The organism is Polymorphobacter multimanifer, assembly GCF_014205635.1.
Lineage (GTDB): Bacteria > Pseudomonadota > Alphaproteobacteria > Sphingomonadales > Sphingomonadaceae > Sandarakinorhabdus > Sandarakinorhabdus multimanifer.
Genome location: NZ_JACIIV010000028.1, coordinates 1 through 23,159, shown reverse-complemented (window position 1 = coordinate 23,159; position 23,159 = coordinate 1). Strand labels below are relative to the sequence as shown.

The 23,159-nt window shown below is 61.0% G+C and carries 20 protein-coding genes; 11 read left to right on the top strand and 9 right to left on the bottom strand.

Going from position 1 to position 23,159, the window contains the following annotated elements; genetic code table 11:
* Positions 1-18: 18 nt before the first annotated feature.
* Together FHS79_RS15580 and FHS79_RS15575 are read right to left on the bottom strand one after the other, a co-directional pair.
* The gene (locus FHS79_RS15580) at positions 19-1,254 is read right to left on the bottom strand and encodes a serine hydrolase domain-containing protein (protein ID WP_184202251.1); all 1,236 of its coding nucleotides are present in this window, start codon (positions 1,252-1,254) and stop codon (positions 19-21) included.
* Positions 1,251-1,760 (bottom strand): MarR family winged helix-turn-helix transcriptional regulator, encoded by a 510-nt coding sequence (locus FHS79_RS15575; RefSeq protein WP_184202248.1) that lies wholly within the window; start codon positions 1,758-1,760, stop codon positions 1,251-1,253. Before FHS79_RS15575 ends, FHS79_RS15580 begins: the two co-directional genes overlap by 4 nt.
* 309 nt (positions 1,761-2,069) lie before the next feature.
* Here FHS79_RS15575 and FHS79_RS15570 point away from each other — a divergent pair, with 309 nt between their 5' ends.
* Complete coding sequence (locus FHS79_RS15570; protein ID WP_184202244.1) at positions 2,070-2,378, top strand: hypothetical protein; 309 nt, start codon at positions 2,070-2,072, stop codon at positions 2,376-2,378.
* Between the two features lie 243 nt (positions 2,379-2,621).
* On the opposite strand, the gene FHS79_RS15560 is transcribed toward FHS79_RS15570, so the two are convergent.
* The 3 genes from FHS79_RS15560 to FHS79_RS15550 form a co-directional block, all read right to left on the bottom strand.
* Positions 2,622-2,822 (bottom strand): hypothetical protein, encoded by a 201-nt coding sequence (locus FHS79_RS15560; RefSeq protein ID WP_207792388.1) that lies wholly within the window; start codon positions 2,820-2,822, stop codon positions 2,622-2,624.
* A 127-nt stretch (positions 2,823-2,949) separates the two neighbouring features.
* Positions 2,950-3,342 (bottom strand): thiol-disulfide oxidoreductase DCC family protein, encoded by a 393-nt coding sequence (locus FHS79_RS15555; protein WP_184202239.1) that lies wholly within the window; start codon positions 3,340-3,342, stop codon positions 2,950-2,952.
* A 169-nt stretch (positions 3,343-3,511) separates the two neighbouring features.
* Positions 3,512-3,910: a hypothetical protein gene (locus tag FHS79_RS15550; RefSeq protein WP_184202236.1), complete on the bottom strand. Its 399-nt coding sequence runs from the start codon at positions 3,908-3,910 to the stop codon at positions 3,512-3,514.
* A 77-nt stretch (positions 3,911-3,987) separates the two neighbouring features.
* Between FHS79_RS15550 and FHS79_RS15545 the strand changes: the two genes are divergently transcribed.
* The 3 genes from FHS79_RS15545 to FHS79_RS15535 all read left to right on the top strand — a co-directional run bounded on the left by FHS79_RS15545 (position 3,988) and on the right by FHS79_RS15535 (position 7,461).
* Positions 3,988-4,905 carry a hydrogen peroxide-inducible genes activator gene (locus tag FHS79_RS15545; protein WP_184202234.1) on the top strand — a complete coding sequence of 306 codons (918 nt, stop codon included), beginning with the start codon at positions 3,988-3,990 and terminating at the stop codon, positions 4,903-4,905.
* 402 nt (positions 4,906-5,307) lie between these two features.
* On the top strand, positions 5,308-5,607 hold the full coding sequence (locus FHS79_RS15540) for a TFIIB-type zinc ribbon-containing protein (protein WP_207792387.1): 300 nt from the start codon (positions 5,308-5,310) through the stop codon (positions 5,605-5,607).
* A 450-nt stretch (positions 5,608-6,057) separates the two neighbouring features.
* Positions 6,058-7,461, top strand: a complete 1,404-nt coding sequence (locus tag FHS79_RS15535) for a trypsin-like peptidase domain-containing protein (RefSeq protein WP_184202231.1) — start codon at positions 6,058-6,060, stop codon at positions 7,459-7,461.
* A gap of 609 nt (positions 7,462-8,070) precedes the next feature.
* Here FHS79_RS15535 and FHS79_RS15530 read toward each other — a convergent pair.
* Together FHS79_RS15530 and FHS79_RS15525 are read right to left on the bottom strand one after the other, a co-directional pair.
* On the bottom strand, positions 8,071-9,975 hold the full coding sequence (locus tag FHS79_RS15530; protein ID WP_184202228.1) for a hypothetical protein: 1,905 nt from the start codon (positions 9,973-9,975) through the stop codon (positions 8,071-8,073).
* Positions 9,976-9,978: 3 nt separating this feature from the next.
* A complete protein-coding gene (locus FHS79_RS15525) occupies positions 9,979-10,599 on the bottom strand; it encodes a recombinase family protein (protein ID WP_184202226.1) in 621 nt (206 codons plus the stop codon).
* Positions 10,600-11,075: 476 nt separating this feature from the next.
* On the opposite strand from FHS79_RS15525, the gene FHS79_RS15520 reads away from it, so the two are divergent.
* From FHS79_RS15520 to FHS79_RS15510, 3 genes are all read left to right on the top strand, one after another.
* On the top strand, positions 11,076-11,219 hold the full coding sequence (locus FHS79_RS15520; protein ID WP_184202223.1) for a hypothetical protein: 144 nt from the start codon (positions 11,076-11,078) through the stop codon (positions 11,217-11,219).
* 409 nt (positions 11,220-11,628) lie between these two features.
* Complete coding sequence (locus FHS79_RS15515; RefSeq protein ID WP_184202220.1) at positions 11,629-12,339, top strand: lasso peptide biosynthesis B2 protein; 711 nt, start codon at positions 11,629-11,631, stop codon at positions 12,337-12,339.
* Positions 12,340-14,166 (top strand): asparagine synthase-related protein, encoded by a 1,827-nt coding sequence (locus tag FHS79_RS15510; protein ID WP_184202217.1) that lies wholly within the window; start codon positions 12,340-12,342, stop codon positions 14,164-14,166. It abuts the gene before it with no gap.
* 245 nt (positions 14,167-14,411) lie between these two features.
* On the opposite strand, the gene FHS79_RS15505 is transcribed toward FHS79_RS15510, so the two are convergent.
* Positions 14,412-15,302: an ROK family protein gene (locus tag FHS79_RS15505; protein ID WP_184202214.1), complete on the bottom strand. Its 891-nt coding sequence runs from the start codon at positions 15,300-15,302 to the stop codon at positions 14,412-14,414.
* Between the two features lie 52 nt (positions 15,303-15,354).
* On the opposite strand from FHS79_RS15505, the gene FHS79_RS15500 reads away from it, so the two are divergent.
* The gene (locus FHS79_RS15500; RefSeq protein WP_184202211.1) at positions 15,355-16,371 is read left to right on the top strand and encodes a substrate-binding domain-containing protein; all 1,017 of its coding nucleotides are present in this window, start codon (positions 15,355-15,357) and stop codon (positions 16,369-16,371) included.
* Here the strand turns inward: FHS79_RS15500 and FHS79_RS15495 are convergent.
* Entirely contained in the window at positions 16,341-17,612 is a 1,272-nt protein-coding gene (locus tag FHS79_RS15495; RefSeq protein ID WP_184202287.1) for an MFS transporter, read from the bottom strand. The two genes, FHS79_RS15500 and FHS79_RS15495, sit on opposite strands and share 31 nt — an antisense overlap.
* Positions 17,613-17,855: 243 nt before the next feature.
* On the opposite strand from FHS79_RS15495, the gene FHS79_RS15490 reads away from it, so the two are divergent.
* The 3 genes from FHS79_RS15490 to FHS79_RS15480 all read left to right on the top strand — a co-directional run bounded on the left by FHS79_RS15490 (position 17,856) and on the right by FHS79_RS15480 (position 22,901).
* Positions 17,856-20,342 (top strand): TonB-dependent receptor domain-containing protein, encoded by a 2,487-nt coding sequence (locus FHS79_RS15490; protein ID WP_184202208.1) that lies wholly within the window; start codon positions 17,856-17,858, stop codon positions 20,340-20,342.
* 4 nt (positions 20,343-20,346) lie between these two features.
* Positions 20,347-21,390: a glycoside hydrolase family 68 protein gene (locus FHS79_RS15485; RefSeq protein WP_184202205.1), complete on the top strand. Its 1,044-nt coding sequence runs from the start codon at positions 20,347-20,349 to the stop codon at positions 21,388-21,390.
* 644 nt (positions 21,391-22,034) lie between these two features.
* On the top strand, positions 22,035-22,901 hold the full coding sequence (locus FHS79_RS15480) for a lysozyme inhibitor LprI family protein (RefSeq protein WP_184202202.1): 867 nt from the start codon (positions 22,035-22,037) through the stop codon (positions 22,899-22,901).
* The last annotated feature ends 258 nt before the right edge of the window (positions 22,902-23,159 follow it).

Genomic DNA, 23,159 nt, shown 5'->3' with positions numbered 1-23,159 from the left:
TTCGTAGCCACGCCAGTATCAACGTCCTAAAAAGTCCGCCTGCGCGCGTTTATGCAAGCGCGCCATGGCGTCCTCGGTTTCAAGGTCGGGCGTGCGGTTCATGAGTACGATGATAGCGTCACCCCTTTGCTTGTCGAAGTAGAGGCTGGTGTAGACTCCGAGATCGGAGCCTGAATGACCCGTGAGCCCATTACGGTCGCGCCAAAAGAATCGCTGCCGGTCGTCAATTTCGGCGGGAAGTTGCAGCTTCAACATTTCCTCGAACGAAGCTTGAGACAGCAGCTTCCCCCTGCCGTATTTCGCGTGCGCCAGAATACTTTGCGCCAAAAGTGTCAGGTCACGCGCGGACGCGTTGACGCCGCCGTCAGGGTAGTTCGGGTTGCCGAATTGCGGATAGACCTCTAGGCGGCGATCGGCGCTGGTCGGTCGGAAGATCTTGTTGACGAGATAATTGCGCTTCGGCTGCTGCGTGCTGGCGCAAAGGCTGGTGTAGGGCAGGCATTGGGCAACCTCATACCGTGTCGCCAGCTTGCCGACGGGATAGTCTGCCAGCAGCCACGAAGCGTTTGCCATACCCAGCGGCTCGAACACGTTGTTTTTTGCCAGCGCGGCAAGGGAAGCGCCGCCTACCGCCTCGGCGACCGCCCCGGCAACGCCGGCGCCGAGATTGCTGTATTCGCGCGCGGTCCCCGGCTTTGCATCCAGAAAGTGAGCACCAGCTTCATATCGCGTGCCATCTGCCGAGACTAGGCTGCGCAGATAATCCGAGAGCTTCGTGGGCGAGGCTGCCCCCTTTTGGTAATCCGCGATTTCATAATAGTCCTCGATTCCAGAAGTGTGCGTCGCCAGTTGGCGGACTGTGATCGGCGCGCCACCGGCATTCGGATTGTTCACGCGAAACGGCAGCAGGCGGTTGATGTCTGCATCGAGGTCCAACAGCCCCTTGTCCCTCAGCTGCAATAGCACAATCCCGAGGATCGGCTTGCTGATGGAGGCAATATTCATCGGCGTGTCGGCCGTCATCGGCCTTCTGGCCTCAACATCCGCATAGCCGTAGCCCTGTAAATGCACGACTTGCCGGGCGCGCACCACGGCAATGGCGATGCCGGGGATGGCCTGCTCGTCGATCAGGGCGGTAACAAAGGCGTCGAAGTCTTTGGCGTCGGCCGAGGCGAGCTTCTGCCGGGGGGCGAGCGCCCAGAACAGCAGCGCCGCCAGCGAGACGACGAGGATTATATAGGCGGTTTTTTTCATGATCGCGGAGACCCGAGTTCGAACAGATCCCAGAAACGATCTGCCATACTTTTGTTGCTAAGAGCGGCCATGGCGATGTCGAGCACGTCACCCAGATCGGTGCCAATGTCCCGGTTCAGCCTGTCGAAGACCTCGGCGGCTTCCACGTTGTACTGATTGAGATAGACGGCCTGGGTCTGGCCAATATCTGTCAGGATATACTCAACACGGCGCCTGTCGGTCTCGTCGGTGCGCGTTGCGACGATGTTGAGCCTGCCAAGCGTACTAAGGTGTTGGGCAACGGTCTGATGCGGGTGCGCCAAAGCTCGCGCCACTTCGGTTACCGAGGCCGGCCCGCGTTTGCCCAGACAGAGCAATGTGGATGAACAACTGACCGGGAAAATCATGCCTTTGTGGGCATAGACCTCGGTCACCTGACCCTGGATCAGATATGCGAGGTCGAGCAGTTTTTTGGCCGTATAGGCCTTTTGGATGATGGCGTTGTCATAGAAATCTCGCTGGCTCATGCTATTCGCATAGCAATGCGCAGGGTATTGCGCAATGGCCTGCGGAATCCGATCCGCCTGCCCACTTGACCTACTTTTGGCAGAATGAATGATGTCTCAAAAGCCACTCGAAAGCCTATGCCATTCAGTCATCTATCAAGATGTAACCGCGGTCGCTGGCAATGCGGGGAGCGGCCTATGTTGACACCGAAGCGAACTTTCAGCAGAACTGCAGTTAACAGCCTTCGCAGTCCGCCTGATGGCCATCTGGCACCCTACATCATCTCGACGATGCGATGCGAAGTGCGCTATTCAGTTGCCGCTATGTTTATGGCGCTCTCGCTGCTTCTTTTGCTTCAGGCTCAAGCCGCGTCTCGGGGTGAACCTGCTTCCGCCGACATCGTGGTGCTTGGCGAGACGCTGAAGGCAATCCGCTTCTCCGGCGGGGTCGACAAGCATGGCCGCGTTCGGTGCAAGGTCAAACGCTCGAGCGGAGATCCCGGACTGGACAGGCTGCCGTGCCGGGCCGTTTATGAGTGCGCCGAGCGCAGCCTCAAAACCCAGGTCGAAGTGCAGGGGTGCATGGATGAACGGCTTGGAGCCTACGTCAAGATGCTGGGCGCGGGAGATCCCCTCTAACTTGACCAGGCTTGTAGCCTCAATCGTAGATCGCCTTTCCGCGTGCTAACCCGAATGGCCTCGCGCTGTCCGAAAGGGGACCCGCTTAGTCCGGATCGAGCAGTCGTGATCCGATGTCGATTTTTTGGTGAAGAACGCGAACGACGTCGATCGCGTCAGACGTCTCCCGATACACGATGAGATGCGAGCCGGCCCGGTACCGCGGCGCGGGCACAGGGTCGCCCGATTCTGCTGCCATAGAGGTTATGACATGGCTCCAGCCTTCGATTTTCGCGCGATGTCCATGGACATGACGGCTGTCAGTGGCAGCGGCCCGAATGTCGGATTGAAGTTGCGATCAATCCCGCGCGGGCCAAGACCGGTCATCGTCTCCGGCACCAACCCTGTACCCAACATCGCCGTGCGCAATTCGCGCGGCTTTAGGAACATGGTGGGGTCAACCACTGCAGCCGCCCTGGCACAAGGTTCTTGAGCGTGCTCACGTAGCGGACATCGTCCGACCACCACTGGTCCGCGACCTTGTCATAGATGGTCAGGCGATTACGCATCCGGACCAGGGGTTTTCCCCGTATCAATTGGGAATGACCGCGGATGACTTGCGGACACGGCGCACGTGCGAGCGGTAGAGCGCAGGCGCAAACACATAATCATAGGCGAGGCTGGCAAGCTGCTTAATCACTGGCAACCCCATGAGCTTTCCAAGCAGCCGATAGCGAGGCATCTGGGCCCACAGAACCAAAAACGCCGGAACGCCGGATATGAGCACGCCATCGTGATGCACATACAACCGGCGTGCCGCCGTATCGTCATCGAGCTCCCAATGGTCCAACGCGTCCGTATTCGCGTCGTCAAACCGGATCGGCAGGCCTGCTTCGCCAGCATATCGGGCATAATGCCCGATTTCGACGTTACAGATCGGGCATTGGGAATTGTAGAGAACCGCTGTGGTCAGATCTTTGTCCATCAGCCTTCGTTAGCGTCAGTTCGGCAAGACGCTATCGCGCACCTCGCCGCAGGACAGAACAGCACACTCTCGCTGTCTTCGACACATCCCGTATGATGATCACTCCACCACGTGGATTTGATCTGCGGTCGAGATGTAGTGGCCGGACATGAGGCACGCCGACGCGCAGTCAGAGGCTGACCTCATGTTTGATGATGGCGCTGGCAATGGCGGCCCCGTAAAAATATGCCGCCTCGAGGCAGGCGCCAAGACACAAATCACCGCCGACGTACAATGTCCCATCTTCACCGCGCAGAAACGGCGCGCCGAGCGGAGCAGTCGTGCGGGCACTCCGCCCGCGGTCTGCAGCAGCGTCACGCGCCGAAGTCGTTGCAACACCGAAGGCGTCTGCCAGCATCGCACGTATGCCGTCGGCAATTTCTCCAAGTGTGTCTTCCAGATGCCGTTCGCTCCGATCGGTTCTGGCCTGCGCCGCCAAGGTGCTCAGCGTGCCCCTGACAATCGCAATGGCAAGATGCGGCGACGAAAAATCCGCTCCTGCCAAACCAGGTTTCATCATGCTGCGCATTGGGTGTTCATTCAAATAAATCGACACTGTTGAAGTCATTCGATAGAAGGAGGCTATTGCCGGAAGGAGCTTCGTGCATGCCGACCTTGCGACAATTCGAGTACCTCGTCGCTGTCGCCGATTCCCAAAACTTCGGTCGAGCGGCAGTTGCCTGCCATGTGTCGCAACCGACGCTCAGTCAGCAACTGCGCGCACTTGAGCAACGTCTCGGTATGACATTGATCGAGCGAAATTCGTCGGGTGCGCAGCTGACGCCGATCGGCCGCGAGATCACGGATCGCGCGCGGCGGCTGATCGTTGAGGTCAAGGACATAAGCTCGCTCGCCCGGCGCTCTGGCGAGCTCGTCATGGGCACCCTTCGCCTTGGTGTCACCCCAACTCTCGGTCCCTACCTCTTGCCAAGGATCGTGGCAGCACTTCACCGCGAGCAGCCAGATCTGCGGCTGTATATCCGGGAAGGTATTCCCGAGGAACAGGCACTCGAACTTTCGCGTGGCTCCCTGGACATTCTTCTCGGCCCATTGCCGATCGTCGGGGACAGCCTCCACGTCATGCCATTGTTTCGCGAGCAACTGGCAATCGTCGCGGCTCCTAATCACCCGCTCTCACGACTGCCGGAACTGACGCTGCGAGACCTAGAAGGGGCGCAGGTTCTCAGCCTCGAGTCGCGTCACCACCTCCACCGCCAGGTCGCCGCGATCTGTTTGGATCTGGGAATGGTATTGCTCCGGGATTATGAGGGCACGAGCCTCGATTGCGTGCACCAGATGGCCGCCTCCGGGCTTGGGCTGGCTATTCTTCCGGAGCTATACATTGAGTCAGATGTCGGCGGACTGGCAGGGATCCAAGTGCTCCGACCGCAAGGATGGCACTATACCCGCCACATTGCAGCGGCCTGGCGGTCAGGTGCGGCGTATGGCGACGCGTATCGCGCAATTGCTCTACGCATTCAGGCGGACGCTCAGCGGCTTGTTAAAGAAATTAATTCAATTTGATGCCGTCCATAGGCTCAGGCTATCATCGACCTTGCAAAATTGGATTGGTACGCGATTACAGCGTCCCGTAAATGTCCATTGCGGGCCGGGCCCCCCTGGCAGTTGTTATCCCTGATAACTGCGATGTCGGACCGCATCGGGCTGGCTCGATTCAAGTCCCTCCCTCCAGACTTGCGTCTTTGCCGGCCCGATCCTCCCATCATCACCTGGAGACAGCCCGTGTCCGATTCAGACCACCGCCTATTGCAAACACTAACCCAGCTTGAGTCCAGAATACGCAGCGAACAAAGTTCGCGAGCACCAAATGCGTGGTGGCTCTTGCGACTAAAAAAGCTTCGGCTGGCAGCCAAGGATCGTTTGAGCCGACTGCGCGGCTTTCGCTCGCAGAGCAAGGTATGAGTCATGCGAAACCCTGCAACAGTTGCGGCGATGGCCTGCCCGGTCTGCTCGACCGGGCTTACGCTCTCCGATCGGTCAGGCATCGAGATCGATTATTGTCAAGCCTGCCGAGGTGTTTGGCTGGACCGAGGCGAACTCGACAAGATTATTGAACGAAGCAGCTCGTATATTGAACCAAAAAATCAGGGCGGTGACCACAGACGACCGAACGAAAAGCCGATCTCCTATGCAAGCGGCGATGATGATGATCACTATCGCCGGAAAAGCCGGAAGAAATCGTTTTTTTCAGAACTGTTCGACTAAACTCGAAACCGTATCCGGTGATGGCCGTGGCAAAGTCCTTGACGATTTGACCGATGCGTTCGGTTCTTCGACGTGGATTTTTCGCATGATAATATGAGAGAGCCAGTCGTTTCCAACAATTGACATAAAGGGTCGGTCTTTGAGGTGAATACGCATTGGAGCGAAATCGATGAAAGTAATGGCCATTCATCTGTTATTATAACCCGAATACAGCATAGTGATTTTATTTAGGGAGTTGTTCGGCGCGCCAACCAGCACCATTTGGCCGTCGATCTTGAGCCGACCCAGAACGGCGAGCTTTATCTCGAGGCTCCCCGGCTTCCAGACCAGACTTTCGCCTCCAAAGCCTTTTTGCGCTGAAAATCACATCGCTCAAAAATGCCAAGGTTTGTTGTTATCGACCAATCAATGGGCGCCAGAAGTTCGGACACATCAATTCAAGGACACTCTATGGCGCAACTGCTTTTTGCCGGCTTTATTGCCCTGATAACCCCTGTCGCCGCGATGTCGGCGTGTGCGCCATTGAAATTACCACCAGAAGGATCCGGGCGATCGGACATTGTGACGGCGGTCATGCCAGCGGTCGTGCAGGTGCAGGCGCGGTTTGGCCCGGACACCAATGAAAGTTACGAAGAAGCCCTTGGCGACGCGATACGGGAAACCCAGGCCAGTACCCGGCAATCGCTTGGCAGCGGCTTTGTGGTTTCCGGCGATGGGCTGGTGGTGACAAACGAGCATGTCGTGGCGCAGGCCAAACAGATCACGGTGCGCCTCGCCGATGGCAGCCTCAGAGGCGCAATTCTTGTCGGCAGTGACGAGCGAACCGATATCGCCCTCCTGCGCATGGAAGCTCTGGCACGCTGCTACCCCGCGTTGACATGGGCGGATAGCGACAAAGCTCGCGTCGGTGAAGATATCACGGCGGTTGGCTCGCCCTTCGGGCTCGGCGGCTCGGTATCTGCGGGGATCATTTCTGGCCGCGGCCGAACGCTGGGCGATGGGCCCTATCACGATTTTCTGCAGATCGACGCTGCCATCAATCAAGGCAATAGCGGCGGGCCTCTGCTTGACACGCGCGGGCGAGTTGTTGGCATCAACACCGCCATCCTCGCGCCCGCGGGTGGCAATATCGGCATCGGCTTTTCGCTGCCCGCGGCCATGGCGCAGCGCGTAATCGCCGAGTTGCTGGTGCAAGGCAAGGTTAGCCGTACGCAACTGGGCCTGAGTGTGGAGAGCTTGACCGGCGATATCGCCGAAGCTCTCGGGCTGACGTCGAGCAACGGGGTGCTGGTTATCGGTGTCGAGCCGGGCAGCCCGAGCGATCGCGCCGGAATTGTTGCTTCCGACGTCGTGCTGTCCGTGGACGGCCGTGCTGTTGCCGGCATGGGTGCACTCTCGGCAGAAGCGGCGACTTTCGAGGCTGGTCGCGCTGTCCAGTTGCAACTGTGGCGAGATGGCAAGCCACTTTCGCTTCAACTGCTTCCCGCTGCAAAGCCCGACGCTGCATTTCGCGCGATGGAGCTGGCGAGCGAGGCAACTCCAGACTCGTTCTTTTCGCTGGCTGGCCTTCGGCTCGCCGGAACAACGAAGAGCATGAATGAAGTTGCAGGGCAGGCGGTATCGGCCGGGGGGCTGATTGTGGTTGCAGTGTTACCGAACAGTCCAGCCGCTGCGCGGGGAATTGCTGCCGGCGACATCATCATCGGGCTGGCCGGCAAACCTCTGGCGTCGACCGAACAGTTCACCGATGCAATTTCCGCCACACGTCAGGCAGGCAGGCGCAACATACTTGTGACGCTTCTCCACGGCAAGAATATGGAGTGGATGGCCCTGCCTGTCGATCCAGAGGACTAACCATCTTGCTAAGTTTCGCATGACCACTTCTCATTTGCTGCGTCCACAGATTGTGGCAAGGCAATGCTGCATTCTCGTCCGGAGGCGTTTGGGCATAGTGCCGGAGGTGCTATCGGAACATCCGATTATAATGGGGGTGGAGGGACCGGCCGGATCTCGCCGGCGAGATGGACCATGCTGAGGAAGTATTCGGCGAGTTGGTCGTAGCGGGTGGCGATGGCTCGGTTGATTTTCAGGTGGTCGAAACCGGGGCATGGCAAGCCCCACCTCATAGCCAAGGCGTTTGCGACGGCATTGGAAAGCGCCTTCGACACAGTAGGTCGCTCCCAAGCCGGGGCCGCGATTGCGTCGTCGACTCCAGAGCTCAAGATTTACGAAGGCCCGGTAGTCCAGCACAGCAAGGGATCTGGCATCGGCCCGCCCCTTAAACGCGAGGCATCGGACAAAATGCTGAAAACCATTGTTTCCAGCGCGCCGATAGAAAGCTGGGCGGGACCGATCCTTGGCCCAGTCCAGATAAGGCCAGCGCGACCATTGGGATATAGACAACGTTAAGTGGAACAAAACGAGAAGCCGGCCTGGCCATTGCCCTGCCCTGTGCCAAGACAGCTAGGCCGGACCCCGACAAATGAGCTCCCAGATGCTCGCCGGCTTGTCGACCGCAAGGCTCGAACAGCGCTGTTCTGCAAGCTGTGTTCGGGACAGGCTGATGCGGCGGCCGGCCGGCCCTGACATCTTTCCTGTAACGACTATCTCGTCGGGATCGGTATCGGCATCGGCATCAGGCAGCACATCCTGGCCACGCGCCAGTCGATTGGACTCATCGGGGGTGCCGCCAATCTGAACCGCAACGGCCTTGAATGATAGCGGCCCGATGACCAGCGGTTTTGCCAATACAAGGCGTCGCACCGGTCGCCGCAGTTGATAACCCAATGTCTCCAGCCATGGCCGTCCTTCAAGGCGCCCGCCCAGAATCTTGACCAGATCGGCGGCCAGCGATTTGGAAACCAGCGGCAGCTGCCAGCTTTTCTGTATTGCGGCGTCGACCTGGAAGCTTGCCATTCCAGGCAGTTCGGTGGCGCCTCTTGACGACCGTCCGCGAGGGACGACCAGCTTCAGTCGAACCGGTCGCGCTCCGGCTTCCTCGGGCGACAGTCGAAGGCGCAGTCGGTCGTGCGGGAGCGAGCTCAGCTCGATACTCCCGCTGAACAGTTCCCCGTCGTATCCACGCAGCCATAAGATATTCGTGGCCGCACCGCGCATTAGTGCAACGACCGTCTCGCGGGCGCCGCTCGCTTCGGCCGTCTTGCGGCCTGCATAAGTAATGGCCGCCTGTCGCGCGCCGCTGCCCAGCCCTAGGCGCATCGCGGCGACTTCGTTTAGCAACACGCCCGGAAGATCGCCGGTGTCGAGCGCCAGTTCGACATTCTTTCCCGCAATCTTAACAAGCAAGGGATTGCTCGGCTGCAATTCGACCCATCCGTCGGGCGATATCGCCGGCGCTGTTGCGACACTGATAGGGGTAGAAGGAGAGCCCTGCGAAGTTTGGGGAGCCAGCGGCGTTTCCATCGACCTGTTCGTGTTCGCCAGCTTATCTCCCGAAAAGCGCACCGCTCCCGCAATCTGTATGTTCGAAGGCGATGCAGGCCCTGTGCAATAAAACGCTATGGACATCTCCTGCTTGTCGACGACCAAAGAGTTACAGCCCTGCTCCTCGAGCTGGGCGCGCGACAAGGTCAGCACAATCGTCGGTTTCTCTCCGGTCTTCGGCCGTGGCTGCCGAGCCGGCATCGCGACAACTCGCGCAGCGAGGGCGCTAAATTGCAATCTGCCAAGCTGCAGTGGCTGGGCCAGTTCAAAGCGACGAACTTTGTGGCGGATGCCTAGGCCGGCCTCTTCTTCCCACTCCTCGCCGGTGAATCGGCCCGCGATGACAGACTTCAGGTCAACGCCAGGTGCTGAGCTAATGAGGGGCAACAATGTCCTGATCGACGGGTTCAAAGTGACGGCAAGCCGAGCGGGCGAGAGATTAACGAGGCCATAGGCGGTGCTATCGACACTGCCGGCCAACGGCATCCGCAATGCCAGCGGCGCCTCATTGCTTCCGATCTTCAGCCTCACCCGATGATGCGGTACCGCCATGATGCCGATGGTGCCGTGGAGCGGCAGCGTCAGTCGTCCCGGAAGCCAGTAAAGTTGCTGCTCACGTTTCAAACCCGCGATTTCCAGCATGGCGCCGGCTCGACGGCCGGTAAGCTTGGACGTGCCGTCGAGTATCAAATCTGCTTTGGTCGTGGCGCCAGACCGCAGCCCGAGCTGTTCCACAAAGCTGTCGTTCAACGTGACTTGATCGACGGTGCCGACAACAAACGAGAGCTCTGCGGGCTGGCCGGCGATAGTGACATGAACAGGTTCGTCGAGCGCAATCTCGAACACTGGCGGCTCCGACGCATTTGCGGTGGTCGGCCGGCCGAAGTCCCACAGCAACAAGAGCAACAGGAGGCGATGGAACACCGTTCACCTCCTTCGCTGAGACAGAAGCTTTTCAGCATCGGGCCTGAGTTCGCCTTTCGGCGTTACCTGCCGGTACAGCGTCTGCCGCGTGACCCCGATCTCTGCACTCAGGTCGGCAATCTTGGTTTCCGGCTGTCCCAAGGCTACTTGGGCGAGTCGCAGTTTTGCGACCGTCATCTTGAACGGCCGCCCACCGTTGCGGCCGCGGGCCCGCGCCGCCACAAGGCCGGCGTTGGTGCGCTCGACGATCAGCTCCCGCTCGAATTCGGCCAAAGCGGCAAAGAATGCAAACATCAGCCGACCGTTGGCGGTGTTTGTGTCGATCGACGCGCCCGGGCCGGTAAGCACCTTCAGCCCGACGCCGCGGGCGTTAAGGCCCTGCACCACGTCGACCAGGTGCTTAAGGTTGCGCCCGAGGCGGTCCAGTTTCCAACGGACCAGCGTGTCGCCTTCACGCAACGCCTTCAGGCAGGCATCGAGCCCGGGCCGATCGTCGCGCTTGCCGGCTGCGCGATCCTCGTAGAGCTGGTCGCCAGCGACGCTGGCTTCGATCAGAGCATCGCGCTGCAGGTCAGTCACCTGGCTGCCGTCGGCTTTCGAGACCCGCATATAGCCGATCAGCACGCTTTGTCCTCCCAATCTGTCGTGTCACGTAAACGTCCGTTTGCAAACGGGTGACAGCGGACCCCTCCCAATCCGTCGCAATGCCACGCCCCCTGCCCTTCCGCCCGTGCCTCGCTACCTTCCGGATCGGACCCACCGACAGCTGTGTCTCGATCAGCGCGACCGAGATGTGGCGCGGCACGCGAGACCAGATATGCTGCCTCAGCAAGCGCTGGCCATTTCGAAGCGCGCAGTTCTGTCAGGACGCCTGCAGCGATCGCCGGCGCCGACGCGGCGGTGCCTGGTCCACTCTGCGGAGGCCCGCCGGCGCGCGAGATCCACGCCTCAAACGTCGCGTCTGTGAACAGATAGCCGGCGGCAGCAAGTTATCGCGCCAGGTTCTGACAGTTGAAAACCTCACTATTGACAGCCTGACTTTGTGCCGCCAAGTTACAATGCCGGAAGGAAATCCGGTGTCTTAATAGAGGATTTTGTCAATGCGCAAGATCAAGGACGTATTCTTTAAAAAAGAATTGACTAGCCGACTGGAGACGATGGGGCAGGTTGCCGAGGTCACCAAGGGCGGCGCTGGATGGATGATCGAAGGTTGGTCGACTCGGTCGCAAAAGGGCTGGAAGTAAGTCTAAGTGGCCGCCTGCCTGCCAACAGCACATCAGGCCTGGTGAGCAGGCGGCCATTGCGGGGCATTGGGGCCAAGAGCTGCTGTCTCCCTTTACATCCGGCTGGGTAGAACGCGTAAGCTGAGCTGCTTTTGCATCGTTGCCGCTTATTTGGACACCGGAATCAATTTATTCTGCAACCAGCGAATGTCGATGCAAAGACGCATTTGCAACCGCGAATTCAAGCTCGCGGCGGCAGATTGGCCTGATCCGCGGCGCCTTGGCAAGAAACAGGCGCTTGCAGGAGCGCCGGCGCAATTGATGTTCGCAAAAGCGCCTCGATAGCTGGTGTCCGGGTGCAGGCGAATTGCAACTCCGATGGACCGGTTGCGAAACGCAGGTCGATTTGCACAGGTTACGGGGGGGCAATATGACGTCGCCGCGCTTTTTGTTGAGCGAAACAGCGTACATGGCCATGTGCGACGACCAGATGGTCTTTATGGACGCCAGAAACGGTCAATACCTGCTTCTTTCCGGCGCCGACACCGGATACGTCAGTCCTATCATCGCAACACCCGGATCGAAATGCGAGCTGTTTGAAACGATAAGAGTCTCAACGGAAGCCCTCGAAGTCGCTGCTGAACTTCAGAAACGAGGACTTCTGACCGCAGAAGCGACAGGGAAACCCTATCGTCCCGTTGTCTATCAGCAGGTGGTGCGCGAAATTCCCCGAATCGTGAGGACGGATCAACCAGAGCCCGGCATCAGGGACATTGCCCGTTTTGCAACGGCCTTGCTGATGGCCCGCATGATGATCAAGACCAAGTCGATAGATCGTATTACCAAGACTGTACATGGCTGGAAAACTGCGTCGCGTGCGAAGCCGGAGCTGCAGGAATTCTCTGAAGCTCTTGAACTGTACAGGCGGACCAGGCCGCTTTTCATGACGGTGGAAAACAACTGCTTTGTCGAAACATTGTGCATGTTGGCCCATTTCAGGAATTACGCCTCCGCTTTGACCTGGCGGATCGGGGTTCGGCTGCAGCCATTCAGGGCGCATGCCTGGTTGCAGTGGGGTGATTTCGCCGTTGATGACGAGGCTTGCACGATTCACGAATATACCGTGATCATGGAGATCTGATTGTATCGCTATATTGCCTTCAGTACCACACCGAGATCAGAAGCGACTCGATCGCAGATCGTCGAGTTGATGGACAATATAGAATCTTGCCAAATTCGGAAGTGGCAGAAGATACATGACACACATGATCTGTTGATCTGGCATTGCAGCGCCGAACACACCACCGGCAGCCCCCTGGTGCTGGAAGACGGGACAATCCTGCTTGGAAAGACGTTCAGCAGAGCGGCCGGGTTTCCCGAATGGCGGAACGATCCAGCTTTGACCTCTGCAACTGGCGGCTCGTTGCGCGACCGTGTCGCCTGGCTGTTCGAGAATATCTGGGGTGATTACGTCGGCTTCCGTGCCAGCCACGGGCACGAGGATCTGCAGGTGTTCCGTGATCCATGCTGGGGCTTGCCCTGTTTCCATCTCTGCTGGCGCGGCACGGACGTATTTGCTTCCAACGCCGAAGTGTTCACCCGATTGCCAAGGCAGCGGTTCAACATTGATTACAGCGCCATTGTGGGCGCTGCCGTGCTTCCCAATGTCAGCAAGTTGGGCACCGGATTGCGTGAAGTCGACACGGTCTTGCCCGGAGAGCTTTCGACATTTTCAGGGGAGCGCAAGCGCGAGTACCTGTGGGATCCGGTCCGCCTGGCTGAAAATCCGCTGACGCTGCCGCTCGACGACATCGCGGCGCAATTGCGAACCATCCTGGATGCCGTCACCAAAGCCTTGACGAGGCGCCATACCAAAATCCTGCACAACCTCGGGGGGCTCGATTCGTCGATTGTTCTCGCCTCGCTGGCCGAGACGCGGGCGAGCGGTTCTTTTGCCTGTGTCACCCATTACAGCGATTCCTTTCGCGGCGACGAGCGACACTATACGCGCGCGATGGCGCAGCACGTCGGGGCCGACTTGATCGAGACGCGGCTTGATCCGTCGCGGGTCGACCTCGAGGTTCTGGAGCGACAGGAGCTCGGGCCCTCACCCTCCAGCGTATTCGATTGTCTGCAGATGGCCGGGGACCTTTACGGCCTGGCACGCGATCATGGCATCGACGCGTTCACCTATGGCTTCGGGGGCGACAGCGTTCTCTATCACATGCCGGGAATTCTTTCGGCCCTCGACCATGTCAGCTTGCGTCAGCCCCTGGCGCAACTGCCGCGCGTCGTGCTGGATGCGGCACAATATGGCGGCAGGTCGATGGCGCGCACGGCCGGCAGTGCGGTGCTGGAGCGCTTCCGGCCGCTCGATTGCAGCAGCTATGTGCTCGGCCTGATACCGCCGCAACCCCGAACGCAATTTCTCAATCAGGACCTGGTGGATGTCGGCACTCTCAAGGCCGGTCTTCATCCCATGCTGCACCCCCCGAAGAATTTCCCGAAGGGCAAATATCTTCAGCTGGTTACATCGGCTTTTTTGAATATCGACTATCACCTGTCACAGCCCGGCTATCCCGAGGTGGACCGAATCTACCCAATTCTAGCGCAGCCAGTTCTGGAACTGTGTCTGCGTCTGCCGACCTGGCAGCAGGTCTGTGGGGGAATAGACCGTTATGTTGCCCGCATTGCATTCAAGGACCGGCTTCCGGCCGCCATTGTCGGCCGCGTCAGCAAAAGTACACCGGAAGAAATCTATGATCAGGTGTTCCTGAAAGAATGCCCAAGGCTTCAACAAACCTTGCTGGACGGGATATTGGTACGAGAAGGCATCCTGTCGAGACCGTTGGTTGAAAAGGCGCTGGCTGGTCAAGAGCAGGAACTGCCGGCTTCAAAGGCGGCTCTGCTGCAATTCCATGATTGGGAGGTCTGGGCCAGGCGCTGGCAATCTGCCGGGCAACCCTGACAGCTTCCAGGAGGCGTTGACAAATTCACGCATCCACAACCGGATTGAGACGAGGTGGATGAAGCCGAGGTAGCTGTCCGCAGTCTTGTCATTGAGGTGGTCCCGGATTCTTGGACAGGGCGTTAAGCGAACTGCGTCGCCAAACTGTCGAAACAGGCGGGACCAGCTCACTGCAGCATCTGTAAATAACGCCAAAGCTTTCTGATACGGCATCATAAGCAGTTCGGTCGCATTGGAGACCGCGGTCAGAGCGCATCAAACGCCAACGCGATGGCGCCGAGTGGCCCGGCATCATTACCAAGGCCAGGACGACAAACCATCTCGTCCAACAAGCTCGCTGTGCCATGGCCGTAGTATCCGGCTAGCCGCACGGCAACAAGTGGAGGCAGCTTCTCGAAAAGACGCGGCTGCCCCACCGCAACCCCACCCCCAATGACAATCTTTTGCGGCGATACAGTAAGAATGAGTGTGCCGACTGCTTCAGCCAGATCGGCCGCGACCGCTTCCCAGACGGGATGTTCGATCGAGAACCGGCTGGGGTCGTCGCCGGTACGAGCGGCGATGGCAGGGCCGCTGACAAGCCCTTCCAGGCAGTCGCCATGAAAGCGGCAGACGCCTGGAAAACTGTCACCGGGCAGACGGCGGATGCGGATATGGCCGAATTCGGGGTGCATCGCGCCGTGAAGCGGACGGCCATCGACGACGATCCCAACTCCGACCCCAGTGCCGATGGTCATATACACATGCACGCTGGCCTCGCGGGAGGCTCCCCAGCGGCCTTCTGCAAGCGCAGCACCATTCACATCGGTATCGAACCCGATGGGCACATGAAACCGCTGGCGGAAATGATCGAGAACGGACGTATCGGCCCAGCCCGGCTTCGGTGTATTGGTGATGCACCCATATTCGGCGGCTCGGTGATCGACGCACACGGGACCGAAGCTGCCAATGCCGATCGCTGCGAAATCCCCGTGCACCGCTTGTGAACGCAATAGCCAGCAGGACAGCGCATCAAGCGTCGGGGCCGGCGTTGTGGTGGGCAGCTGGATACGGTCGATGATGCTATAGCCGCGTGCCACGACGGCAATGGACTTTGTTCCGCCGAGTTCAACACCCGCAAAAAGAGGATCGCTCATCGATCTTCAATCCGACTTGTGCAATGGGGCTGCGGGGCTGCTAGTGGCATCCATGATCCGAACTCTCACCGATCTCGCAAAGGCTACTGGTCTCTCGAAGTCCACCGTCTCCCGGGCGCTCGCAGGCAACCCGGTCATCGCGATCGAAACGCGCCGCCGCGTTGCCGAACTCGCCACACAGCATGGTTTTCAGATCAACCAGACCGCGCGGGCGTTGCGGATTGGCAAGGCGCAGGCGATCGGTGTCGTGCTTCCGCTCGGCCATGAAACCGGGCAGCACCCGTCGGATCCCTTCTTCATCACCATGGTCGGCCATCTCGCCGATGCGCTCACCGACCGCGGCCAGGACCTGCTGCTGAGCCGGGTGATCCCCGCCGACGACGGCTGGCTCGATCGGATTGTCGCTTCGGGTCGTACCGATGGCATCATCATCATCGGCCAGTCGGACCAGGGTGCCATCATCGACCGGGTGGCGGCGCGGCATCGGCCGCTGGTTGTCTGGGGCGCACATCTGCCGGGACAATCCTATTGCTCGGTTGGCACCGACAATCTGCGCGGGGGTGCCCTCGCAACGACGCACCTGCTCGCCGCAGGCCGCCGTCAACTGGTATTCTATGGCAATCCGAAGGTGCCGGAGATCGGTTTGCGGCTCGAAGGGCACGCCAATGCCTCTGCCGAAGCCGGCCTTGGCGTGCGCATGGTGCCGGTGCCAATGACGCCCGAAGCCGCCTATGCCATGATCGCCGCCGATCTGGCGCAAGGCGCGCCGATCGATGGCATCGTCGCAGCCTCCGACACCATCGCAATGATGGCAATTCGTGCTCTTGCCGAGCGGAACCAGTCGGTGCCGGGCGATGTGGCGGTGGTCGGTTATGATGATGTGACGCTCGCCGCGCACACCAACCCACCATTGACCACGGTGCGCCAGGACCTGAAGCAGGGGGCCGATCGCCTCGTAGACCTGCTGTTCCGTCGCATGGCCGGCGAGGACACCGAATCGGTGATACTGCCGCCCGAGCTGGTGGTGCGCGGCTCGAGTCATGACGGCTGCGCCACGCTGCCGGGCTGAATGCGCAATGTTGCAAGACCTGCAACAAGCATGAGGCCACCCGACAGCATCAGCACATTGCGCGGGTCCCCACCGAGCAGCGGCGAGTAGATGAGCGGCATTGTCAGGCTTTCGACAAGCATCGGCACCACGATGAACATGTTGAAGATGCCCATGTAAATGCCCGTGCGCGCGGGCGGTACGGCGTTGGCGAGCATGATATAGGGGCAGCCCATCATGCTCGCCCAGCCTATGCCGATGCCGAGCATGGGGAGCGCCAGCAGCAGCGGATCGGTGATGCCCGGTACCGTGAGGATCGCGGCGCCCGAAATCGCAAGCGCTGCAGCATGGACGCGCGGCGCACCCAGCTTGCGCGTGAGCGGCACCATCGCGAAGCCCGCCAGAAACGCGACGAAATTGTAAAAAGCGCCGGCCTGCCCGGTCAGCAGCACGGCATCCCTGAAGCCGGCCGTCGCCGGATCCCCGGTCCCGAACACCGAGCGGCCGATGGCGAGCGCAATATACTGCCAGTAAGCGAACATCGCGAACCACTGGCAGAGCATCGGCAACGCCAGCCGGCGCATGACCGGGGGCATGTCGTGCACCGCCGAAACGATATCCGCTGCAGCGGTGCGCGCCGAAAGTGGCTCGCTGCGCATTACGGCAATGGCGCCGGCACCAAGCGGCAATTCGGGTACCCGCCACACCGACCAGTAGATCGTCGTGATCGACAGAAAGGCGCCGATCACGAACGCAATGCGCGTGATGACCGGAATGCCATTGGCATCGACCATGTCGCTGCCGATGCCCCACCAGACCAGCAGCGACGGGGTGAGATAGGCAAAAGTCTGCGCCAGCCCGGTGAAGCTCGCCTGGGTGAGATAGCCGAGCGGTCGCTGGTCGGCGTCGAGCCGGTCACCCACATAGGCGCGATAGGGCTCCATCGTCACATTGTTGGCGGCATCGAGAATCCAGAGCAGGCTGGCCGCGACCCACAATGCCGGGCTGTAAGGCATGGCGAACAGGCAGAGGCTGCACAGGATGGCGCCGATGAGGAAATAGGGCGTCCGCCGCCCCCAGCGACTGACGGTGCGGTCAGACAGCGCGCCGATGATCGGCTGCACGAGCAACCCCGTCACCGGCCCTGCCAGCCAGAGCAGCGGCAGGCTGGCCTCCTCGGCGCCGAGATAGCGATAGATCGGCGCCATGTTGGCTTGCTGCAGCCCGAAACTGAACTGCAGGCCCAGAAAACCAATGTTCATGTTGACGATGGACAGCAGCGACAGCTTGGGGCGAGGCGCTGCCGGCGTCGCGGCAAAGCCGGCTTCGTCAAGCGTCACACTGGGTCCCGCAGCCATCATCCCTCCCCAAATGCCGATTCCGGCCTATTGACGCCAAGGCTATGCGCAACTGCAATCGGTTGCAAGAATATCGTTGCAATCGATTGCAGAGTCAGAATAGCGTGTCTCCAAGCCCGGAAAACGGGCGCAACTGGGGAGGATGCGATGACAGGTTTGCGAACGCTTCTGCTGGCAGGTGCAACAGCCTTGGCCCTGAGCCCGGGGCAGGCGCAGGAAACCATGCCGCCGCCACCGCCACCGCCACCGACACCGGCGGTAGACGAGGGTGAACTCGTGGTCACTGCCATCGCGCGCGGCGCCGACAGGCTCACCACGTCGATCTCGGTCAGCTCGATCGGCGCCGAGGCCATCCAGCAGAACGCCCCGCGCTCGGTCGCCGAAGTCTTCCGCAATCTGCCCGGCATCCGCGCCGAGGCTTCGGGCGGAGAAGGCAATGCCAACATCTCGGTTCGCGGGCTCCCGGTCGCGTCGGGCGGCGCCAAGTTCCTGCAGTTGCAGGAAGATGGCCTGCCGGTGCTGGAATTCGGAGACATCACCTTCGGCAATGCCGACATCTTCCTGCGCGCCGATTTCTCGGTGGCGCGTGTTGAATCGGTGCGCGGCGGCTCCGCCTCCACCTTCGCCTCCAACTCGCCCGGCGGTGTCATCAACCTCATCTCGAAGACCGGCCGCGAGGAAGGCGGTGCCATCCAGGGCACGATCGGCCTCGATTATGGCGAATATCGACTCGACGCCGATTATGGCGGCCGGCTCGGCGAAGGCTGGCTCTATCATGTCGGCGGCTTTTATCGCCAGGGCGAGGGTCCGCGATCCGCAGGCTATGATGGCAACAGGGGTGGCCAGATCAAGGCCAATATCACCCGCGAGTTTGCCGAGGGCTATGTCCGCGTCTACGGAAAATATCTGAACGACCGCGCCATCGGCTATCTGCCCAATCCGGTGCGCGTCACCGGCACCGATGCCAATCCGCGCTACGAGAACATCCCCGGTTTCGACATCAACAACGACACGCTGCACAGTCGCAACTTCACCACCGTGCGCACCCTCGACGGCGAAAACCGCCCGACCATCCGCGATATCCGCGATGGCCAGCGCCCGCTGGTCTGGTCGGGCGGCTTCGAGGCATCGGTCGATTTCGCCGAGGGCTGGAACATCATCAACCGCTTCCGCCTGTCCGACATTTCGGGGCGCTTCATCTCGCCCTTCCCCGGCGCGGTTGGCGATGCCCAGGCCACAGCCGACAGCATCGGCGGCCCCGGCGCGCAGCTGCGCTTTGCCAGCGGCCCGCAAGCCGGCCAGGCGATCACCAACCCCGCCAGCCTTGGCGGCAACGGCCTCCTCGCCAGCATCGTGCTCTTCGATGTCGAGCTCAACAGCCTCAACAACATCACCAACGACCTGCGGCTGACCAGGAGCTTCGATGCCGGCGCTGCCGAGATCGATATCACCGCCGGCTTCTATGCCAGCCGGCAGGATATCGACACCGCCTGGCTGTGGACCTCACATCTGCTCGAAGTGCGCGGCAACGGCGATGCGGCGCTCATCGATGTCTTCAACGCCAGTGGCGCGCCACAGACCGATGCCGGCGCGGTTGCCTATTCCGCCAGCTTCTTCGGCAATTGCTGCCGGCGGCGCTACGACCTGCGCTACACGACCAACGCCCCGTTCGTCTCCGGCACCGCGCGCTTCGCCGATCTCACCCTCGATGCCAGCCTTCGTTATGATTTCGGCCGCGCACGTGGGCAGGTTTTCGGGGCCGATCTCGGCGGCGGCCGGGTGGGCATAACAGCGGCAGACCTGAACGCCGATGGCCGCATCTCGGTGCCTGAAACCCGGGTCGGCACCATTCCCTATGAGGCTCCGTCACCCCTCAACTATGATTATGATTATGTGTCCTATTCGCTCGGCGCCAACTATCTGGTGACCGACACCGCCGCCATCTTTGCGCGCTACAGCCGCGGCGGCCGCGCCAATGCCGATCGGCTGCTTTTCGGCCCGGCAATCGATACGGTCACCGGCCGCCTGATCGACGCCAATGCCGGTGTCGATTTCGTCCGCCAGGCCGAAGCCGGCGTCAAGTGGCGGCAGGGGGGCGCCACCCTCAACGCGACCGCCTTCCATGCCCGCACCGAAGAGCAGAATTTCGAAGCGACCACCCAACGCTTCTTCAATCGCGAATATCGCGCCTGGGGCGTCGAAGTCGAAGGCGCGCTGCGCCGCGGCGCCTTCCTCCTCACCTCGACCGGCACCTGGACCAGGGCGGAGATCACCAGCGACGTTCTCAACCCCGCCGTCGTCGGCAATCGTCCCCGCCGGCAAGCAGAGTTCATCTACCAGATCAGCCCGCAATACGACACCGAGCTGTTCACCCTGGGCGCCAACATCATCGGTACCACGGCGTCCTTCGCGCAGGACAACAACGCGCTCAAGCTGCCAGGCTTCGCGCAGGTGAACGCCTTTGTGGCAGTGCGGCCACTGCCGCGCGTGATGGTTTCGGTCAATGCCAACAACCTCTTCAACGTCGCCGGCTTCACCGAAGCCGAAGAGGGAAACATCCCTGCCAACGGCATCGTCCGCGCCCGCGCCATCAACGGCCGCACGATCTCCGCGGCATTGCGCTACAGCTTCTGAACGCATGACGACCCACTGGACGGCCACCGCACTGGCTCAACTTGCCACGTCGCAATGGCCGCAAGCGCCGCTCATCAGCGCCGCCGATATCGATGAGCCCATTGTTCCGGGCCATTGGCTGTGGGATTTCTGGCCGGCGCAGCTCGAGGACGGCAGCGTCGCGGAGGTGGAGGGAGGCGCGCTGTGGTTTGCCCTCAGTGCGCCGCATAGTGTCGATCCTCTCGAACGGCACCGCGTCGCGCGCATTCGTCTGCTCCACAAGGGACCGGGTGGCTGGCATGATCTCGGCCTCGCCATGCCGGACGGCTGGTCTCCGGGCAGTCGGGAGTGGTCAGGCAGTGCGGTCTTGCGTGGCCGCGAACTGACTTTGTGGTTCACCGCCGCCGGCCGCCGCGGCGAAACGACGCCGAGCTTCGAGCAGCGACTGTTCGAGGCGAAGGCGCGCGTCGAGCCCGGGCCGCGACTGGAAGAATGGTCACCGGCAACGGAGCTCGTCGCCAGCGACGGCACGATGTACGATCTCGCGCAGGCAGCGACCGGTAGTGTGGGCACCATCAAGGCCTTCCGAGATCCGGCCTGGTTTCGCGATCCGGCAGACGGCAAGGCATGGCTGTTGTTCACCGGCTCAGCCGCAGGCTCGCGGCATACGCACAATGGCGTTATCGGGATTGCCGAACAGGTCGGCAGCGCCTGGCGGTTGTTGCCTCCGCTGGTGAGTGCCGACGGGGTGAACAACGAACTCGAGCGCCCGCATCTGGTTGTGATAGGCGGGCGCTACCATCTGTTCTGGTCGACGCAGTCCAGCGTCTTCGCGCCTGGAGTTTCTGCACCGACTGGCCTGTACGGGATGGTCGCCGATCAAATCAAAGGGCCTTGGCGCCCGCTCGGCGGCAGCGGATTGCTTGTTGCCAATCCGGTTGCGGCACCCGATCAGGCGTATAGCTGGCTGGTCGGTAGCGATGGATCAATTTCGAGTTTTGTCGATGTGCTCCCCGATGGCACATTTGGCGGAATCTTTGCTCCTGAACTGTCGTACTTTCGGCTTTAAATCGGCACTGGCACCAAGTAGGGCCACTGGGCATCCTGACGGTCCGGCTGTCCCCGCTGCTAAAGTTCGGCACAACCCAGGCATCTTCTATCGAGGGAAGATGGCCTTGCTGATTGGGGCCGACGCTTTCCGCGCAACCAAAGCGTTCACCCGTCGTACTGCCAACGGGATGTGCCCATGGCAAGATTACGATGAGCGACAACGAAGAATGGCGCCGCCGCAAGGCCGAGGAACTGGGCCTGGTCGATACCGGCCCGAGGCTGTCACGCACGCTCCCTCCGTCCGCATCCGAAGCAGGCGCCGTACGCGCACCGGCGCAGGACGACGACACCGGGCGTGCGCCGACTTCCATTCTTACACCGTCCGACAGTTCCGACGATGTCATTCACGTCGATCGCCGCTGTCGTGAGGCTGCGACACCGGCCGAGGAACAGCCCCAGGCACCGCGGCACGGCACCTCGCCGACACCCCCCATACGGACGCTGTCGGACATTCCTGACGATGCCATTCACGTCGATCGCCGCCGTCAGGTGCCTCCTGGGACGCCCTCTGCGCAGCCGGCGGGGAGCCCGGTTCCTCGGCCGCCGCTACACACAGCGTCGCCCGCCTCGGCGCGGCGCCATTGGCGTACAAGGGCGGCTGCTATGCTCGCTATCGTTGCGGGACTTGCGATTGCGCTGGTCCTTGGCTGGTGGCTTCGGGGTGCTGTAGCGCCAGCCGATACCCGGTACATGGTCCCGACAACCGCCGCACCGTCGACCGATCCGGGAGCACTCGCGGCGCCGCTGGAGCGCGCCCAATCCGACGCCTCGGACGCTGCCAGCGCGGCACCGGAGGCGACGGTCGACTCCATCACCGCAATGCAGAGTCGCAACTCGTCAGTTGTTACGCCACGGCCTGTCGAAGGCGCTCCAGCGAACGTGCCTGACACCCCGGCGGCATCGCCTCCAGCAACATCACCCACCCGCAAACGCTCTTCCGCTGCTTCGCAACACTACACCGAAAAGCGCACACGCGCTGTGTTGACGCCAGGCGGCGCACTTGCAAAGACCGCCGACCGCCCAAGCGGGCCACCTGCCGCGCACGGCCAATTTACCGCCCCGCGCGCTGTTGCCGCACCGGGCAGGGACTTCAGCCCCAGCTTCAACTGCCGCCGCGCTACCTCGTGGGTAAACCGCATGATTTGCAACGACGAGGAACTGGCGGCGCTTGATGTGCAAATGTCCGACGCCTATGGTCGCGCCATCGCCGCCGAGGCGCCGGCCGGCAAACGCCGCATCGATGCCAATCAAGCCAATTTCCTAGCGCAGCGCGCTCATTGTCGCACCTTAGCCTGCGTCGATCGTGTCTATCGCATTCGCATCGACGAGCTGCACACTCGGTACATCTTTCCGCGCAAATATCCGCAGCCCGACATCTACCCTGAACTCCGCGCTGGCAGTGTCGGGCTCCGCGCCCAAGTGCCGGAGCTGGACAACGGCAAAGTTACGATTTCGGTTAGCAAACGTTAGCAGCGGACGCTTCGCTTCCCGCTTTGGTCTTAAAGCAGGCTTGCGCTGGCAACTATTTTCCATTCCGACAACTGCAGTCTCACCTAGTACAGAAAGTTGCAGAACAAACCACGAACTGTCGGAATGCCCATTGAAAACGTTGCCCTGGCAAAGGACTCTTAATGGTCGTGTCCCAGGTGGTGGTGTAGGTCGCGGTTGGCCATCGGCGATCTTCGGTTAGGTTTGGGTTGCAATATCCAACCAACGGAGATCACCGAT